The following is an 18,102-nucleotide window of genomic DNA, read 5'->3' as shown; positions in this document are numbered from 1 at the left end:
ATCCAACTGAGATTGGTGCGCACTCAATGATCGTGTGCGCCAAGACGAGGGCTCTTCAGAGGAGCAGATCAGAACCGGCAAAGTGTTTTGGAAACATCGATTGCAGAATAAACAAGCAGATCCTCAAGGCCTCCTCGGATTTGAAGATATCTGAGTGCAAATGGTAATCGGTCCACAGCCCTTCCAGCAAAGCAATCAACGCGTCTGTTGCAAGTTTGGCGTCTACGTCCTCGTATTCACCATCGTTCTTTATTTGCTCCAACAGCGCCAGAACCACCGCTCGGAAACTTTTGTCTCGTGAGTCGATAAAGGGAAATACGTGTGGGTTCGAGAGCGCTTCAGCCCGAAACGAGAACCAGATCGCAACGTCCCTCGCATTAAGAACCAAGGGGTCGAAATCCGCCTTAATGATGGAAATCAGCTTTTCAGCAGCGTCCAGCTCTGAATCGTCTGCGATTGCCTTCCACTGCCCCACATAGCGCGCCGACAAATCCTCGGCCACAGCGAGAAGCAGCTTCTCTTTGGAGCCAAAGTGCAGATTCACCATTCCCCGCGACAAGCCTGACAATTCCTGAATTCTCGCCGAAGTCGTTCCGCGAATTCCGTACTTATGGATGGAGTCCGCAGCCGCCTGGATCAGCTGCTTTCGGTTCTGCAACCTACTCAGATCGCGAGCATTGGTTGGGGTATCTGGTTCGAGAGTAATCTTGTTTGTCCTTCGCTGGGGCGCTCGCTCTTTGTTTTCTCGCATCTAGTGGAGCAGAAGTTCAAGAATTGACATTGAATGAATATTTGTTCATTTTGTGATATATATTACATCCTGGTGCTACATGATCCCATCGAACTCCGGCTTTCCGTCCATACGTGATTGGGACAACGAACATTTCCTCCACCCGTGGGAGGGGATGTCATATCTGGGTCAAAATGAACGGACCTTCACCGAAAGTGGGCTTGGCGTTCATGTCGTGACAGAGGACGGAAAGCGCCTGATAGATGGGCCTGCCGGGATGTGGTGCGTTCAGCTGGGCTATGGAAACACCGAGATCGCTGATGCAATGGCCAAGCAGGCGAAAGAGATGGCGTATTTTTCGCCATTCAACAACGCAAACTCTGCTCCGGCCCAATTGGCACATGAGATCGCCAAGAGAACACCGGGAGATCTGAACCATGTGTTTTTCACGACCGGCGGCTCAACGGCTGTCGATAGCGCTCTGCGTTTTGTACAGTTTCGCAACAACCTGTTGGGCAAACCAGAAAAGAAAATCGTTATATCGCGGCAGAAGGCCTATCACGGATCGACCTACCTGGCGGCTTCGGTATCCGGGAAAGAGCGCGACAAAGGGTGGCTGGACCAAGCCTCTCACCTGACGCGCTTCCTGCCGAACGTGAACCCGTATACCCGCCGCACCGGTCAGACGATCGCAGACTTTCTGGATGAAAAAATCGCTGATCTGGAAAACATGATCCTGCAGACCGGGGCAGACAAGGTCGCGGCTTTCATCGCAGAACCGATCCTGTGTTCTGGTGGAGTCATTGTTCCTCCGCAAGGGTATCATAAGCGCTGTCTGGAAATCTGTCGGAAATACGATGTCCTGTATATATCGGACGAGGTTGTGACCGGATTCGGGCGGCTGGGATATTGGTTTGCTTCCAAAGATGTCTTTGGGATTCAACCCGACATCATCACCTGCGCCAAGGGCATGACGTCTGGATATGTACCCATGGGGGCCTGCATCATCTCTGACCGACTGATCAAAGACGTGAGCGGTGAGAACGCACAAAACGCGACATTCTCGAACGGCTTCACCTATTCAGGTCATCCGGTGAGTGCGGCAGCGGGTCTGAAGACAATCGAAATCATGGAACGCGACGGCGTTCTGGAGCATGTCCGTGCGATATCACCCTTGTTTGAAGAACGCCTTCGCACTTTGGGAGACTTACCGCTCGTTGGCGACACCCGCGGCATGGGGTTGGTTGGCTGCGTCGAATGTGTTGCCGACGCCAATGCCCACAATCTGCTGGATCTCGATAAGTCGGTGGGCGCGTTGATTGATCGGCATTGTCAGGAGAATGGGCTGATCCTGCGGCCGATCATCAACATGTGTGTGTTTTCTCCACCGCTAATCATTACGGAAGATGAATTGAACCGGATGTTCGACATCCTCGAAAAGGGTATCCGGCTGGCGACGGAAGACCTGACGCACCAGGGTGCTTTTCGAGCTTAGATTACAACAGAGTGGCATCGCAATATTACGATTTGCGATGCCTTCGTCGCCCTCAGCAGCGCTTAGCCCGCTCGCATCGCCTCGGGCGGCAATTTGATCGGGAACTTGGATCGAACCTCTTCATCCACCTTGCTGCCAAAGTAGTTTGGATAGTGATTGGACAGGATATCCTCCACTATCGACCGACTCCGCTCGAACATGTCCTGACGACCGGCTTTCTCCCAGGTATCAGTCAGTTCCCGGTCCATCAGGGTCGGATAGACATACTCGGTTTCCATGTATTGCAAGGTCTGCGCGTTGCCGAGGAAATGACCGGGGTCGATTGCGCATTCATGGATGACATCGATCGAAAGCGTGTCGTCGCTCACTTCAATCCCGCGAAGCGTTCGCGAGATCATGCCCGCAGCCTCGTTATCGATGACCATGGACTCAAAGCTACATCCCATCAGGCTGCCAACCATCCCGCCGAACTCGCAGAGCCGGTTGGCTCCGGCGTGGGCCGCCAAAGCGAATGTCAGCGCCTTTTCCAGACCGTATTGCGCATCGGGGATCTTGGAATCCGTCATGCCACATCCGACACTGGTGGGCAGGTTGTAGAAGTTACCCATCTGGATGGCCGCAGCTGAAATCAGTGCCTGCTCACCGCTGCCGCCTGTAAAGGAGCCGGTGCGCAGATCGGTGATGAAGGGCCAAGCCGCAAAGACCACTGGGGTCCCCGGGTTGATCAGGTTTGCGATGGCGACGCAGGATAGAGTTTCGGCTACAGCCTGCGCCAAGGTGCCCGCCAGCGGCGCAGGCGACGTCGCCCCGGCCTGCGGCGGGACAGCCAAGTCGCAAACCAACCCCATCTTCGCTGTATCGATCAGGATTTCCAGATTTTCCCGCCCGAACCTTAGCGGCGAAACGATGGGGCAGCCTCCAAAAATGACCGAGGGTTTTTCAAGAAACTTGCCCTCGCCACCCGATGCCAGATCGAACAGATGGATCGCGTCCTGAATATGCTCGCGCGTACGGAACGTCAGGCAAGATGGCTTCTCGCTACCCGCCAAGATGGCGTAGAGCATGCTCATATCGTGCTCGTAGTCCTGCGGCACATCCGTTGCCAGAACCGTATCACCGGTCATGTGAATGTTGTCGAGCCGGTCGACCAGGCGAGTGAAATCGTAAATATCCTTGAGCGTTGATGGCCGGTAACTGCGCGTGTCCGCATCGAATGTAGTCACCGCTGTTCCGGAGTTTGCGTAATACACCTTGTCCTTGGTGCAGTGCATGTCGTCCTTGCCCGCCCGCGATCCGCGCGCGTGCACATAGAATTCACTGGCGGCCTTGGCCAAAATGTCTTCCATCAGGGCGCGGGGAAAACACAGCCTGCCATGCGCGTTCACCGTTGCCCCTTTGGGCAACACGAGATCGAGAACCTCTCGTGTGGGGTCCCCTACCCCGGTGCGTTCCAGAATGCTGAGCGCAGCTTCGTGAATACGCGCCATATCGGCGTCCGACAGTGGTTTGTATCGCCCACCTGAAATGCCCGGCCAGATTGCCTGCGAGGCGGCATTGCTGGTCCGCACGGCGGCTCGCGCTTCACGCCCGCCCCCGCGCCGTCTTGATCTGCGCTGCGTTAACTCTGTCATGGTTTTCTCCGAATTCTGAGCGTGTCAGATCATGCTGAAATAGTTGTGATAGAAACCGGGAATGCTCCATTCCATCTCGGACAGCGGTCCCGGCACGAAGCGGTGGGAGTTTACGCCTTCCTGATTGTGACGGATGATCCGTTCGTCATCGAGCGATGTGACATGCCACAGCCATGTCAGGGCATCCTTATCATAATCGCGACCCTCTTCAGCATCGCCGCGCACGTACCAGACAATCTGAATATCAGTTTCCTGCAAGGCACGCGGGACAAACCGATACCCAACCACGTGATCTGCATAGACGAGGAAGTAGTTCAGCGTCCCAATCCCCAGATCGGTGGCTCCGCCATCATGAGTTTTTAACTCACCCAAGGGTGGTGCCAGTGGGGCGCCGTCCTTGCTGCCAGTCAAATAGCCGGGGAATAGCGGGTAGCGCCGCCAATAGACATCTGCACCCGGCGCGACCGCGTTTTCTCCGGTCACGTCCAACTCCTCCAAGGGAATTCCGGCTTCTTCCATCCGCTCATGAAGAGCCCCACTGAACTCCAGAACCTGAGCGGGGTCTTTCAGCGAATGGCTGCGTGAATAGTCCTGATGGGATGGCGCGCAGTGATAACATTCCAAATAATTCTCCAAGGCCAGTTTCCAGTTCGCAGGAACCGGATACGAGGCTTCATGGGCGACTTTCAGATTCTCAAAATCGAACGGATTTGACAGAGGGGCCAACCTCTCCAACGCAGTATCCAGCGACGGGGCGTCTTCTGCTGTGCAGACAAAAATCAGACCTTGGAAGATCTTCACCTGAACCGGAAACAACCCATATTGATCCGGATCAAAATCTGACCCCATTGACCGTCCGTTTCGTAGCTTACCATTCAGGTCAAAAGTCCACGCATGATAGGGGCATATGAAGTTGCGCGCCTTGCCCTTTTGTTCAATGCAAACCCGCGATCCCCGGTGGCGGCAAACGTTCAGATGCGCACGCACCTCGCCCTCGCGATCCCGAACGACAATGATGGACTCGGGCCCATAGTCGAACAGGAAGTAGTCACCGACTTCGGCAATCTGACTGACATGGCCGACCCAGATCCAGTTGCGGTTCCAGAACGTTCGGATATCGTTTTCGTATACTGCCTGAGACGTATAGAAATGACGCGGCAACGCGAACCCTTCCCGCTGTGCGCCCATCAAGTCGCGCATTACTTGCAAGTCATCCTTTGGCATAGCGCACCTCACTCGTTTCAAGGGAAACGACCTCCCGACGGAAAAACTCACGGTCGATATGGTCCGGATCACGTTCGAAGTTTCGGGCTGCCATGTGACCAGAATAAACGGCGTCCGCTATCAATCCGGGGCTCGCGGCATCACCAATCAGTTCCAGCTTTGTCAGCTGGTTGTCGGCCAAGCTTCGCAGCTCATCGTAGAGGGTGGTTTCGCGCGCGCGCTGCGTCACCAACACCACAGAACCGCATTCGATGGATTGTTCTCGCCCTGTATAAGCGCACCGCAATGTCACCTGACCGGGCGCAACGCTGGCCAAGGTTTGTGACAACAGCAGCCGAACGCCTTTTTCCAGTAGGCTGCGCTGTACTTTGGTCTGTTCCAGCGTCAACTCGGTAAACGGCGAAACCATTGAGGCCGGCGTTGCAAAGACGATCTCTCGCCCGGCCTGAGCCAGGTGATCCGCCAGCACTCCGCCGAGATAAGCTTGATCATCATCGTAGACCATAATTGAGCCGTCCGCCGGCATTATCCCGGACATGACGTCGTCCGGCGTGAAAACCTGAGAGCCTGCGCCTATTGAAACGCCCTGAAACGCGGATTTCCCGCGACCATCGCGCCGCCATATTGCCCCGGTTGCCAAAAAGACATTCGGAATGCCCAGTTCAACAACCTCACTTGCTGACAAGCGGCTGTCGGTAAACAGCTGAACATTTCCGCGTTGCTGCAGGTCGTAGATTCTGTGATCCGTCACGCGTTTCCAGGCGGATAGCCCGGTCAGGCCAGACTCCTGCAACACGCGGCCACCAAGCTCTTGTTTCGCTTCGGCCAGGGTGACCTCGTAGCCCCGGCGCGCCAGCTGCATGGCGCATTCAAGACCGGCTGGCCCACCGCCAACAACAAGCGCGGATTCCTCTTTTCCACGGCGCTCTATGATCTCAGGATGCCATTTTCGCCGCCACTCTTCGCCCATCGTCGGGTTTTGCGTACACCGGATAGGAACGCCCAGCGCATCGGATGAAACGCAGATGTTACAGCCGATACACTCGCGAATTTCTTCGACGCGACCCTCTTTGATTTTGTTGGGAAGAAATGGATCGGCAATCGATGGACGTGCTGCGCCGATAAAATCAAGAATGCCCCTCCTGACCAGCGATACCATCAAATCCGGGGAAGAAAGTCGCCCGACACCTACAACGGGCTTGGAGGTCACCTGTTTGACGAATTCGATGTATGAGGTTTGAAAGCCGTCTCGAGGCTCAAAGCGAGTTGTCGCAGAGTCGTTGCTCCAATCCGCAACGTTTACGTCCCACAAATCCGGCAACTCTGCCAGCAACTCGACAACAGCACGACCTTCTTCCCGCGCTTGCATCCCATCGGACCCGAGCATTTCATCAACCGCGAAACGGATGGCGATGGCGCAATCGTCCCCAACCTCTTCTTTGGTCTCTTCCAGAAGTTCTCGTGTTAGCCGCACCCGGTTCTCTAACGAGCCGCCGTATTCATCGGTCCGGTCATTGAACTGCGGCAACAAAAAGTGGTGCGGCAGGGTCATGTGATGCCCGGCATACACATACACAACGTCAAAGCCTGCCTCGCGCGAGCGCCGTGCTGCCGCGCGGTGCCATTTGCGAAACTCGCGAATGTCAGACTTGTCCATCGCCCGTGCCTGCTTTGGGTAGGCGGTTTGTAAGGAGAGTTCTGAAGGCGCCAGTAAGGGCGCCCGGCTCAGGTGGTTTTGCGCATGGTGGCCGTTATGCGCCAACTCAATGGCCGCCAGTGAACCCTTGTCATGCACCGCTTCGGTCATAAGGCGAAGCGCCGGAATATCCCGCTCGTCCCAAAGCCGGTTTTCGGCATAAGGGGACAGATCAGACGTGGGGTGAATTTCCGTCTCCTGATTGGACACAACAGCCCAACCACCTTCGGCCTTCATCGCCCGCATGGCGGCTTCGGCCTGCGGTCTTAAATGCCCCATGCCATTGCAGTGGGGCACTTGGTAGAAACGGTTTCGGGCTGTCACCGGCCCGATCTGAACCGGTTCGAAGAGAACAGAGTATCCGTCAGCGCCTGACATCGCCGCGCTTCCTCCAGAAAAATTGGAAATATTTCTGCCGGAATGGAAGGGCCGCTTGCCCTGCCATTCCCTGCTGTGTCGTTAAGGTGTTTTTAGAAGCCTGCTTTGATGCGTTCGAACTCCTTCAACATCTTGGCTTCAAGCTCGGGGTTTACCGCGTCGAAGAACAGGCTGCCGTCAAAGAAGCTGTCAACGTCCGAGAACCCATAGGTTTCGATCAGCGCTGGATCCGCCTGCGCAAACGCGTCCTCGTTGGAATGGGCATACCCCCAGCTTTCGATGATGTATTTGCCGCTTGCAGCAGAGCTGAGCGCGTTCAGCATGTCATAGACCTGCTCGTCGGATTGTTTGGAGGACTTCAAATGCACATAGCCACACACCCACGTGGCAATGCCCTTATCCACATCGCGCATCATGACCGCGGGCGTCTCATTCCAGATCAGGTTCAGCTCTGATTGGTTCCAACCCCAACCCAGCGTAACCTCTCCGCTGGCGATTGCCTGATCCAACTGACCCGCATCAGACCAATAAAAGCGAATATTGGGGTGTATGGCACGCAGGTAATCCGCCGCTTTCTGGAATTCCTCGTCGCTCATATCGGTATAGCTGGAGGCACCGGTTGCCAGCGCGGCCATGGCAAAGGCGCTGGAGGCGGCGTCCGGAATGGCAACTTTGCCCTGATAGGCAGGGTCCATCAGCAATTGCAGCGATACATCATCCGCCGAAATCATATCGGTGCGATAGATCAGACCCGTGTTGCCCCACTCGAACGGCACCATGTAGGTCTGCCCGTCAATCGTGATGCCGTCGACCTCTTTGATCTTGGGCATCAGCTTGTCCCAGTTTGCCAGCTTGCTGGTGTCGATCGGTTTGAGCATATCTGCCGCAACCCACTTTCTCAGCGCGTCTGTGCAGGGATGGGCCAGATCAGCCTCAAACCCGGATTGAAGCTTGGTAAACGCCTCTTCCACGCTGCCGAAATAGGTATAGCTGGGTGCGCCGCCGTATTTTTCGACATAATCGCCGTAGAAGCCCTGATCCTCATATCCGGACCAGTCAAAGACGGTCAGATCGGCTGCATTGGCCAGCGCTTGGTTGGCGGTAAAGGTGGCAATGACTGCTGCCGTAAGTGATGCTGTTTTATTCATGTGTCTCCTCCCAAAGATTCTCGTTTGCCTAAGTCGATTACCGAGGCGCTTTGAACGCCAAGCCAGACGGTATCGCCTCGGGTGTGATCGACTGTGTGAAAGTAGTTTGGTACTGCGACGGCGATGCTTTCGGGCATTCCGTCAATACGCACGTAATAGTGGACGCTCTCACCATAGAAGGCGACGTCCGACACCTCGCCCTGTACATAAGCGTCATACCCATCCGGCTGTTTCGCGCTGATCTCCAATTGCTCGGGCCGAACGCCGACCAGCAGTTCCTTGTCATGCACCTGAACATTGGGGTTCACCCCGATCGTCATCCGGCCAAAACCCTGAACATCTACTTCCAACGCTTCCGAATTCTCAGCCGTCACCTCAGCATTCAGAAAGTTCATTCCGCCGATGAAAGACGCCACTTCGCGATTACATGGCTGAGAATACAGGACCTCCGGCTTGTCGACCTGCTTGAGCTGTCCGGCGAACATGACACCGATCCGATCAGACATGGTCATCGCCTCGTACTGGTCATGCGTGACCATCACGAAGGTAATTCCAAGCTTTTGCTGAAGGCGGCGCATTTCCAGCTGCATGGCTTCGCGCAGGTTCTTGTCCAACGCGGAAAGGGGCTCATCCAACAGCAGCACCTTCGGCCGCATAACCAGCGCACGAGCGAGCGCCACACGCTGGCGCTGGCCGCCAGACAGCTCATTAGCCTTGCGGTCCTGCAAGCCGCCAAGCTCGACCATCTCAAGCGCTTCGGCGACGCGCTCGTTGATTTCCTTGCGCGAGAGCTTTGTCTTGCGCAAGCCGAACCCGACATTGTCGCCAACATTCAGGTGCGGAAAGATTGCATAACTTTGAAACACCATATTGGTGGGACGTTTGTTAGCAGGCACCTCTCCCATCGTCCGACCATCGATCCGAATCTCGCCCTCTTCGTGATCCTGAAAACCTGCAATGATACGCAAAGCCGTTGTCTTTCCGCAGCCCGAAGGACCAAGCAGCGAAAAGAACTCACCCTCTTTCAACGTGAGGTTCAGATCGGACACAGCCACAAAGGAGCCAAAGCGTTTTTCGACGCCCTGAATTTCGATGATGTTCTGTTCGCTCATCATATTCGTTTCCTTTGGCTTCAATCCGAGGATTGTGTGGAACGGCGGCGGAAATACTCAGCAATCAACAACAGCAGGACTGAGGACATCAAAAGCAGCGACCCCAGTGCCAGTGTGTTGGGCAGTTTTGCCGGGAAGCGGATCTGGCTCCAGATATAAACCGGCAATGTCGGGCTGTTGCCGGACAGGAAAAAGGCCAGCACGAACTCGTCAAAAGACACGGTGAATGTCACCAGCAGGCTGGCAATGATGCCGGGTGCAACAATTGGCAGGGTCACGCGCCGAAATGTTCCCACAACGCTTTCGCCAAGGTCGAAGGCAGCTTCTTCCAGAGACTGGTCAAAATCGTCAAAAGCGGATTTCATGATCGAAACTGCAAAGGGCAGCGCCACAAAAACATGGCCAAGGATCACGGTTGTCAGCGATGGTTTCAACCCGATACTTATGAAGAGAACCAACATCGAACTTGCAACAATGATGCCGGGGATGACCAGCGGGAGCATGACCAGCCCTTCGGACACTTCCCGTCCCGCGAAACGGTATCGAACATAGGCCCGCGCGGCGAACAGCCCCAAAGACGTTGCCATCAGAGCGGTCACACACCCGACGATCAGCGAATTCACCATCGCCTGTAGCAGCGTGTCCTGCTGACCCAACTGCGCGTACCACTTCAGCGTGAACCCTTTGAGCGGGAAGGCCACGATGGTTCCGTCGTTAAACGAAAACAGCGGCAAAAGCAGAACCGGCAGATAGAGAAACACCAGGTAAGCGACTGCATAGACAAGCAGCCAAGGGATACGAAATGCCTTGCTCATCGGATCCTCCGCCCCAGTGCGGTGACGACCACCACGAACAGGATTGCGACGCAGCCGACCGAAAGCATGGCAAGCAGAGATAGCGTTGCACCCAACGGCCAGTTATTGGCGGCACCGAATTGCACCTGAATCAAATTGGCCACCATTTTGCCCTGCGATCCGCCGACCAGAGCCGGGGTGACGTAATCCCCCACCGTAGGGATGAAAATAATCAGACAAGCCGCGATGATCCCCGGCACTGTCAGGGGCAAAGTCACGCGGACAAACCTTTCGAGTTTGCTGCAGCCAAGGTCGGTTGCGGCTTCCAAAAGGCTACGGTCGATCTTTTGCAGCGACACATAAATCGGCAGGATCGCAAATGGCGCCCAGGCGTGGGCGAGCGTCAAGACAACGGCGAATTCGTTATAGAGTAGAAATGTCAGCGGTTCCTGTATCAGCCCCAGAGAAATCAAAGCCGAGTTCATCACACCGTTAAAGCCGAGGATCAGCTTCCAACTGAACACCCGCAGCAGATAGCTGCTCCAAAACGGAATGGTGATCAGCAATAGCCAAAGCGTCTTCTTTTGCGTCCGAAACGCGATGAAATAAGCAATCGGATAGGCCAGACAGACGGTCGCCAGCGTCACCGCACCCGCAATCGCAACCGACCGGATCATCAGGTGCCGAACCAAGGGGTCAGTGAACGCCTCTTGGTAATTCGCCCAGGTCAGTGTCCGGTCAATCTCGACATAGGTCTGGGTCCAAAAGCTGTAGGCGACAAGAATACAAAGAGGCACGGCCACAAGCAGGCCGACATAGAGCGTCGCAGGTGCGCTCAGTGCCAGGCCCTTGCCCGTTTCACTTCTTATGACTCCGGCCATACTTCCCTGCTGAACTTTGTTTTCGGTGGCACAACGACATTCATCACAAAATGGACAATCGTCCATTTAAATCTGGAATTTTCGGACTGGCTGTGTCAACTGATATTTTCACAAGCGGAGCTGGCCAATTTCGCATGAACCGCTAGAAGGCACCGCAAGAGACTGAAAACAAACAGAACCGCCTGACCAAATGACTGGAAGACGCCAAGAAATTCGTGAACGGAACCGCCTATCTCTGATCGAGGCAGTACTCGACTCGGTTGCCGAGAAGGGAATTTCCGAGACCTCAGTCAGTGAAATCATTCAACGTGCCGAGTTATCCCGCGGCATGATTCACCTTCATTTCGGCGGCAAAGACAACCTCGTGGATGCAGCTGCCCGTCACTCGTCCGAACAATACTACAGTGGCATCAACTCTTTGCTGGAAACAACCGGACAAACTGGCCAGGAACATATCGAGATGATTGTTCGGGGTGATTTGAGCGAAACCATCCTCAACAAGAAGAATGTCTCCATTTGGTATGCATTTCGAGGTGAGGCCCGAAACAGAGCCGCAATCGCTGCCTTCTCAGATACGCGCGATGCAAAGCTTCGAAATCTGGTTTTCAACGCTTTCGCTCGCATTGCGAAAGAAGCTGAACTCGAAGACCCCAATCAGGTCGCACGCGACGCAACTCATGGCACACTCGCAATGCTGGAAGGTATGTGGACCGACTACCTGCTCCATCCGGATTCATTTGATCGTAACGAGGCAATGAGAATTGTGTTCCGATTTTTACGAGCGATGTTCCCCAAGCACTTTGACCTGACCGGCGCCTTGATGTTCGAATGAAATCTGCGGCTAGAGGTCATTTGGTGACAATAATGGCCGTGTCGCCTGACGCACCACAGTTCCACAAACTGTGGCGCTCCATCTGACATTACCTATCCGCACATGAAAAACCTTTTTTTATCAACACACTCTTATCACATTGGCGCGGTAGACTGATCAAAAATTTCAGAATGAATTACTTTCATTTAGTGAAGCGATCGAAGGCCTCGCCGCTCCTCCTTGAACAGCAAATCGTCACTCGGTTGCTCTAGGTTTTGCTAGAGTCCGAACCAACAATCTGAATAGAAGCGGCGTATCAATGATCCGGCGAGCCGCCGTTCGCCGTAGCGTTCTTAAAAGTTGGTAGTGCGGACGTTCCGGCTATTCGCTGCGCGTGCACCAACGGCGGCTTTTGGAAATTAGGGCCGCACGCGCAAGGCGGTGCGATCTAGCCAGGATCTTGACCAATCAATAGATCGACTCCCGTATTGAGCGAGGGCAATTCCACTAGGCCTCAGCCGACATCTGGCAAAATTGAGATTGGAGCACTGCCAGTTAAACTGAAATTCGGGGATCATTTGGGTTCTTGGCAAACAATGCCGTTGCATAAAGGATCTTGAAAATTCTGAAAACTTGGAAACCAAACTTCTTGAATATGCCCTGTTCAGCTGAAGAAAATGAGCGCACCAGAACTTGTGATCTAATGTGCCCGAGGCTTGCTAGGCGCGAAATTATTTCATCGGCCTGGCTTCGCTGTTCATCCTTACCATAGTTTCTCAACGCCAGTGCGGAATGAAGGGCATCAGCAAAAAAGGACTCTAGCAGTAGATCCTGCGCTAGAGCAGCAGTTTTCTTGAATTCACCTGCCGCTGCGGCAATAATAGCCAGGTTGCGAAGAACCATTGTGTCATTGCCGTGATCGGCTTCCCAGACCAAACTATAACGACGTCGAAGCTCCGCTTTTGTTAAGTTTTGTGAAAGTGATGCTGCAAGATACTGAGCCATCGCATCTCGGTCACCCATTGCGATCTTCGCTTCTAATTCGTCCCAGTTCATTAAGTATCCTAGCAGTCACCGCTACACTGTTCTTCACAGTCATCGGCCTTGTGCATCGCGTCAATACCGAGTCAAATTTCAATCGTGAGTCCCTGCGCAGAACAGAAGCAGTCTGCGTGCCCGATGCTCTCGGCGAGCTCGGTGATTGTTATCTGAACCATCCCGAGATGCAGTTTCACAATCTGCTGGCGCATTTTGTTGGCATCCATGGCTCGTGGCCTCCGTCCGGGACTGGCTTTTACGCCGGTGTTGAAACGAACGTTCCAACACCCCCGATCCTAGGGGCATCTCCGTCGGGCAATCAAGAGCCAATCCGACTCCAAACACCCCGTAAATGCTTGATTTCCGATGTTAGTTTTGATTATTAACTTACGTTAGGAGCGCTCTACGTGAATGTTCAATTCTGTTATTAGCTTAAGTAGTGAAACAGACGTTTCTAGACGAGGGAAATGCCTTGCGGCGGTCACGCCATCGATGCGTTGTGAGCTCAGACGGCCACAACACGGGACTGCCGCACTGAACTGTCTTTGAGACCAGGAGAGGTGCTGGGAAAGAGGAGTTGGCAACAGCTGATTTACATTTGGAAGCCGGTGTAGATATGTAGGCTCCAGGAAGGTGCGGCTTATTCTTTCAACCGGAAGAGGTCCGCGACATCAAGATTCAGAGCGTCGGCTATTTTGATGACGGTATTGAGACCGGGATTTCTCTCTCCGCGCTCAAAACCACCAATATATATACGGTCCAGATCCACTGCGTGGGCAAAGCTCTCCTGCGAGTAGCCTTGCGCCTTGCGGGCAGATCTCAGGTTGTTCCCGAAATCATTTGCTGTGAACCGATTTCTCATCCCCTGAAACGGCAAGAAAGATGTCTAATCGTCTACGGACTTATCGTATCATTTCGTGGGAAAGGCTTTATTCTGAGGATGTTCACATGTTTGATGCGTACCCTGACAGCAAGATCGAAGCCAACTCAGAACAATTTGCGGAGATACGCAGGATTGCCAAATCCCGCCTAGCCGCAATCAACAGCATGCCCGGCGCCGGTCTCGGTTCAAAGTTCAGACGCCACCTCGCGCTTTCCAGACTGAATGCACAGCTTTCATTTTTTTGGCTGGGCGATCCGCAGAGATGGAACTCTGTTTGAGGTACGGGTACGCGGAGAACCGGTGAAGATGTGCCGGGATGCGAGGTCACAGCAAGCTCGGGGAAGCGTCGAAGAAATCAACGAACAAGCCAGGATTATGTATACCGAAACCGGGAAACTGTTCGATCCGACAACAGGCCGTCGTTTGCCAAATTCCGAACGACATCGATTTGGTATCGTTTAGCACCAACGGCCCTTAGCCGACTTTGAGTACTACGTTGGATTTCTGCAACCGCGCCCGCATTCCGGACATTCGCTGCAATCGCGAGAACAAAAAAGCCCGCCGTCTGGGATCGCGTGAGAAAAGCGACAATTGGCTCTTGATCGTGAATTTCGATTTCATTTCTGCATTCTGAGTCGGTTATCGAATTTGACCGTCCCGCGAAATATTGAGAAAGCCCACAAAAGAGCTCTTTCATTTATTCAGAACGACGAAGGAGTGCATGCGCTAATAACTTTGCAGGGCGTATCTCCGGCATTTCGAAACCTGTGTGGCAATATGCTTGAGAAGTAGTATGCGTCCCCGGGGCCCAGAACCCTGGACTGCCCATCTACCGTCACTTCAAGACGGCCCTCTATCACAACCGCACATTCCTCTCCTTCGTGCGACAGTTCAGATCGACCCGAGTCGGCACCGACATCGTACTCTTCTATGAGCATCTGGAGTTTTCTGTCTCGGCGCTCTCCTGCGACAAGCAAATATGAAACACCGGGGGATCCAAGGTCGCGCATTCTTTCATGCGGGTAAAAAAACGACTCCTCGTTTTGCAATTCAAAACTGAAGAAAAAACCCAAATTTACGTCTACTGCAGCAAGGATCTTTTTGAGCAGCGCCACGGAAGGCTGAGTTGAACCACTTTCGATTTGAGAAATCGTTCCGCTACCCACTCCCGCGCGTTTGGCCATTTCGCGTTGACTGAGGCCCTTGGTCGTCCGAATCAACTTTAGACGACGTGCTGTTTCGAGATCTGATGACAAAACCGTTACTCTGGTGATTTCTTGCTTCGGATCGAAAGCATTCTAAGGGCGCAACGATTTTTTTCAATAACTTACAGATTAAAATAAAGCCGGGTGTGCGGAAGACCTGAACTCTGCAAGGATTTGTCATCAAATGAAAATCTGCTTCACGAGGAATGAACGTGCTCGATCAACCCAACACAATGTCATCGTTCTGGATGCCGTTTTCAGCCAATCGTGATTTCCTTCGCGAGCCCCGAATGATCCAAGCTGCCGAGGGGATGTATTACACCAGTTCTGATGGTCGGAAGGTTATGGATGGTACTGCCGGATTGTGGTGCGTCAATGCAGGTCACCGTGATCCGTTGATCGTTGAAGCGGTGCAAAAACAGGTGCACGAGCTGGATTACGCACCGAACTTTCAGTTCTCCCACCCTCAGGCGTTTGAGTTGTCGACAAAGCTGACTGCGATAATGCCTGAGGGAATGAACCACGCCTTCTTCACCAACTCTGGCTCCGAGTCCGTCGATACGGCGCTGAAGATCGCGCTGCATTACCACCGGATGCGCGGTGACGGCGCGCGCACGCGTTTGATCGGGCGTGAGCGTGGCTACCACGGTACCGGTTTCGGCGGTATCTCGGTCGGCGGTATCGTGAAGAACCGGATGCATTTCGGAACACTCCTTACAGGAGTGGATCATCTGCGCCACACGCATGATCCAGAAAAAAATGCCTTTTCACGCGGCTGCCCGGAGCACGGTGCGGAGCTGGCGGATGATCTGGAACGATTGGTCGCGCTTCACGATGCATCGACCATTGCAGCAGTGATCGTTGAGCCGATGGCCGGATCCACTGGTGTGCTTCTGCCGCCGAAAGGATATCTGAAGCGGCTACGGGAAATCTGCGACCGCCATGGCATTCTGCTGATCTTCGATGAGGTCATCACCGCCTTTGGTCGCTTGGGTGCGGCGACAGCATCGGAGTATTTTGATGTGAAGCCGGACATCATCACGACGGCCAAAGGCCTGACCAACGGTGTTATTCCGATGGGAGCGGTCATCGTATCCGACAAGATATATGACTCGGCGATGGCAAACGCAGACGCACCAATTGAGCTGTTCCACGGCTATACCTACTCTGCCAATCCGGTGTCTTGTGCCGCCGCGTTGGCAACTCTGAGGAGCTATGAACAGAACGACCTGTTCCGCCGAGCAGCTCTACTGGCTCAGCCCTGGGAGGATCAGCTTCACAGCCTCAAAGACCTGCCGAATGTCATCGATATCCGCAATCTGGGATTGGTGGGCGCGGTTGAGCTTGCGCCGCGACAAGGCGCACCAGGTGCTAGGGGCTATGACGCGATGAAGCGGGCCTGGGACGCCGGAATAATGATCCGCGTCACCGGAGACATCATTGCCTTATCTCCACCACTGATCATCTCGGAACCCGAAATAGCGACACTCTGTCAAACACTTGGAGAGGTATTGGCTGACCTGCCATAACCCCTGACTTCTAACCCCAAAAAGGACTGACATCATGAAAGATGCATCCCCGATCGCTTTGATCGGCCACTACATTAATGGCCAAATCACCGCTCCATCTGGTGAGAATACGCAGCCGGTTTTCAATCCCGCAACCGGTGTGCAAACCGGCGAAGTGTCGCTGGCGAACGTCCAGACAGTCGACGACGCAGTGGCCGCGGCAAAAGCAGCGTTCCCGAACTGGTCGAACACACCGCCGATCCGCCGCGCCCGTCTTATGAACAACTTTCTGGCTCTGGTGCGCGAGCACAAAGACGATCTGGCGCGTGCCATCACCGTCGAACATGGCAAGGTGTTCACGGACGCCCAAGGTGAAGTCGAGCGCGGTATTGATATCATCGAGTTTGCCTGCGGTATTCCGCAACTCCTCAAGGGCGATTACACGGAGCAGGTTTCCACTGGCATGGACAACTGGACCACGCGTCAGGCATTGGGCGTTGTCGCCGGGATCACGCCGTTTAACTTCCCGGTCATGGTGCCGATGTGGATGTTCCCGATCGCCATCGCCGCGGGCAATACCTTTATCCTGAAGCCGTCGCCGACCGATCCGTCCGCAGCGCTGCTGTATGCGGATCTGATGCAGAAAGCCGGTTTCCCCGATGGTGTGTTCAACGTCTTACAAGGTGACAAGGTCGCCGTGGATGCGTTGTTGGAGAACGACGACGTCAAGGCCGTGTCCTTCGTCGGTTCGACCCCGATTGCGAACTACATCTATGAAGTTGGCGCGCGGCACGGCAAACGCGTTCAGGCTCTGGGTGGCGCAAAGAACCACATGCTGGTTATGCCCGATGCCGACATGAACAAGGCTGCGGACGCCCTGATCGGCGCAGCCTTTGGCTCGGCAGGCGAACGCTGCATGGCGATCTCGGTTGCTCTGCTGGTTGGTGATGCTGCCGATAAGTTAATGCCGGTCCTGAAAGAGCGCGCCGAAACTCTGAAGGTCAAGAATGGCCTAGAGCTGGACGCCGAGATGGGACCGATCGTGACGGCTGCTGCGCGCGACCGGATCAAGGGCTACATCGACTCTGGCGTTGCAGAAGGTGCTGACCTGCTGGTCGATGGCCGCGACTTTACCGTCGCAGGCCACGAGCAAGGCTATTTCCTGGGCGGCACCCTGTTCGACAACGTCACCCCCGACATGAAGATCTACAAGGAAGAGATCTTTGGCCCGGTTCTGTCCTGCGTCCGCGTCTCGAACTTCGCCGAAGGCCTGCAACTGATCAACGACCACGAGTTTGGCAACGGCGTGTCGTTGTTCACCCGCGACGGCAATGCTGCACGTGAGTTTGGCAAGCAGGTTCAGGTCGGCATGGTCGGCGTCAATGTTCCGATCCCGGTTCCGATGGCCTGGCACGGTTTTGGCGGCTGGAAGAAGAGCCTGTTCGGCGACATGCACGCCTATGGCGAGGAGGGTGTGCGTTTCTACACCAAGCAGAAATCCATCATGCAGCGCTGGCCCGAAAGTATCTCGGAAGGTGCCGAGTTCGTCATGCCAACCGCAAAATGAT

General features: G+C 54.5%; 17 protein-coding genes. 5 read left to right on the top strand and 12 right to left on the bottom strand.

The window, feature by feature from the left end:
• Positions 1–55 precede the first annotated feature (55 nt).
• Positions 56–751: a TetR/AcrR family transcriptional regulator gene (locus tag ACR0AZ_RS00145; RefSeq protein WP_480468900.1), complete on the bottom strand. Its 696-nt coding sequence runs from the start codon at positions 749–751 to the stop codon at positions 56–58.
• Between the two features lie 79 nt (positions 752–830).
• Here ACR0AZ_RS00145 and ACR0AZ_RS00140 point away from each other — a divergent pair, with 79 nt between their 5' ends.
• Positions 831–2,225 (top strand): aminotransferase, encoded by a 1,395-nt coding sequence (locus ACR0AZ_RS00140; RefSeq protein WP_480468899.1) that lies wholly within the window; start codon positions 831–833, stop codon positions 2,223–2,225.
• Positions 2,226–2,287: 62 nt separating this feature from the next.
• Here the strand turns inward: ACR0AZ_RS00140 and ACR0AZ_RS00135 are convergent, their stop codons facing one another.
• From ACR0AZ_RS00135 to ACR0AZ_RS00105, 7 genes are all read right to left on the bottom strand, one after another.
• Positions 2,288–3,856: a trimethylamine methyltransferase family protein gene (locus ACR0AZ_RS00135; RefSeq protein ID WP_480468898.1), complete on the bottom strand. Its 1,569-nt coding sequence runs from the start codon at positions 3,854–3,856 to the stop codon at positions 2,288–2,290.
• Positions 3,857–3,880: 24 nt separating this feature from the next.
• On the bottom strand, positions 3,881–5,080 hold the full coding sequence (locus ACR0AZ_RS00130; protein ID WP_480468897.1) for an aromatic ring-hydroxylating oxygenase subunit alpha: 1,200 nt from the start codon (positions 5,078–5,080) through the stop codon (positions 3,881–3,883).
• Positions 5,067–7,154, bottom strand: coding sequence for an FAD-dependent oxidoreductase (locus ACR0AZ_RS00125; protein ID WP_480468896.1), 2,088 nt, complete (start codon positions 7,152–7,154; stop codon positions 5,067–5,069). The genes ACR0AZ_RS00130 and ACR0AZ_RS00125 overlap by 14 nt, the downstream gene beginning before the upstream one ends.
• Before the next feature lie 92 nt (positions 7,155–7,246).
• The gene (locus ACR0AZ_RS00120; RefSeq protein ID WP_480468895.1) at positions 7,247–8,302 is read right to left on the bottom strand and encodes an ABC transporter substrate-binding protein; all 1,056 of its coding nucleotides are present in this window, start codon (positions 8,300–8,302) and stop codon (positions 7,247–7,249) included.
• The gene (locus ACR0AZ_RS00115) at positions 8,299–9,414 is read right to left on the bottom strand and encodes an ABC transporter ATP-binding protein (protein WP_480468894.1); all 1,116 of its coding nucleotides are present in this window, start codon (positions 9,412–9,414) and stop codon (positions 8,299–8,301) included. The genes ACR0AZ_RS00120 and ACR0AZ_RS00115 overlap by 4 nt, the downstream gene beginning before the upstream one ends.
• Positions 9,415–9,434: 20 nt before the next feature.
• The gene (locus tag ACR0AZ_RS00110; RefSeq protein WP_480468893.1) at positions 9,435–10,229 is read right to left on the bottom strand and encodes an ABC transporter permease; all 795 of its coding nucleotides are present in this window, start codon (positions 10,227–10,229) and stop codon (positions 9,435–9,437) included.
• Positions 10,226–11,089: an ABC transporter permease gene (locus ACR0AZ_RS00105; protein WP_480468892.1), complete on the bottom strand. Its 864-nt coding sequence runs from the start codon at positions 11,087–11,089 to the stop codon at positions 10,226–10,228. Before ACR0AZ_RS00105 ends, ACR0AZ_RS00110 begins: the two co-directional genes overlap by 4 nt.
• A 190-nt stretch (positions 11,090–11,279) precedes the next feature.
• On the opposite strand from ACR0AZ_RS00105, the gene ACR0AZ_RS00100 reads away from it, so the two are divergent.
• Positions 11,280–11,921: a TetR family transcriptional regulator C-terminal domain-containing protein gene (locus ACR0AZ_RS00100; protein WP_480468891.1), complete on the top strand. Its 642-nt coding sequence runs from the start codon at positions 11,280–11,282 to the stop codon at positions 11,919–11,921.
• Between the two features lie 534 nt (positions 11,922–12,455).
• On the opposite strand, the gene ACR0AZ_RS00095 is transcribed toward ACR0AZ_RS00100, so the two are convergent.
• The 3 genes from ACR0AZ_RS00095 to ACR0AZ_RS00085 form a co-directional block, all read right to left on the bottom strand.
• A complete protein-coding gene (locus ACR0AZ_RS00095; protein WP_480468890.1) occupies positions 12,456–12,956 on the bottom strand; it encodes a hypothetical protein in 501 nt (166 codons plus the stop codon).
• Between the two features lie 71 nt (positions 12,957–13,027).
• Positions 13,028–13,165 (bottom strand): hypothetical protein, encoded by a 138-nt coding sequence (locus ACR0AZ_RS00090; protein WP_480468889.1) that lies wholly within the window; start codon positions 13,163–13,165, stop codon positions 13,028–13,030.
• 413 nt (positions 13,166–13,578) lie between these two features.
• On the bottom strand, positions 13,579–13,800 hold the full coding sequence (locus ACR0AZ_RS00085) for a helix-turn-helix domain-containing protein (RefSeq protein ID WP_480468888.1): 222 nt from the start codon (positions 13,798–13,800) through the stop codon (positions 13,579–13,581).
• A gap of 86 nt (positions 13,801–13,886) precedes the next feature.
• Between ACR0AZ_RS00085 and ACR0AZ_RS00080 the strand changes: the two genes are divergently transcribed.
• On the top strand, positions 13,887–14,099 hold the full coding sequence (locus ACR0AZ_RS00080) for a hypothetical protein (protein ID WP_480468887.1): 213 nt from the start codon (positions 13,887–13,889) through the stop codon (positions 14,097–14,099).
• 423 nt (positions 14,100–14,522) lie between these two features.
• Here the strand turns inward: ACR0AZ_RS00080 and ACR0AZ_RS00075 are convergent, their stop codons facing one another.
• On the bottom strand, positions 14,523–15,077 hold the full coding sequence (locus ACR0AZ_RS00075) for a cupin domain-containing protein (protein WP_480468886.1): 555 nt from the start codon (positions 15,075–15,077) through the stop codon (positions 14,523–14,525).
• Positions 15,078–15,232: 155 nt separating this feature from the next.
• Here ACR0AZ_RS00075 and aptA point away from each other — a divergent pair, with 155 nt between their 5' ends.
• Complete coding sequence (gene aptA, locus ACR0AZ_RS00070; protein ID WP_480468885.1) at positions 15,233–16,555, top strand: omega-aminotransferase AptA; 1,323 nt, start codon at positions 15,233–15,235, stop codon at positions 16,553–16,555.
• 34 nt (positions 16,556–16,589) lie between these two features.
• Positions 16,590–18,101 (top strand): CoA-acylating methylmalonate-semialdehyde dehydrogenase, encoded by a 1,512-nt coding sequence (locus ACR0AZ_RS00065; protein ID WP_480468884.1) that lies wholly within the window; start codon positions 16,590–16,592, stop codon positions 18,099–18,101.
• The last annotated feature ends 1 nt before the right edge of the window (position 18,102 follow it).

The organism is Ruegeria sp. BE3 (assembly GCF_056538865.1).
This window is presented reverse-complemented; position numbering and strand designations above follow the sequence as displayed.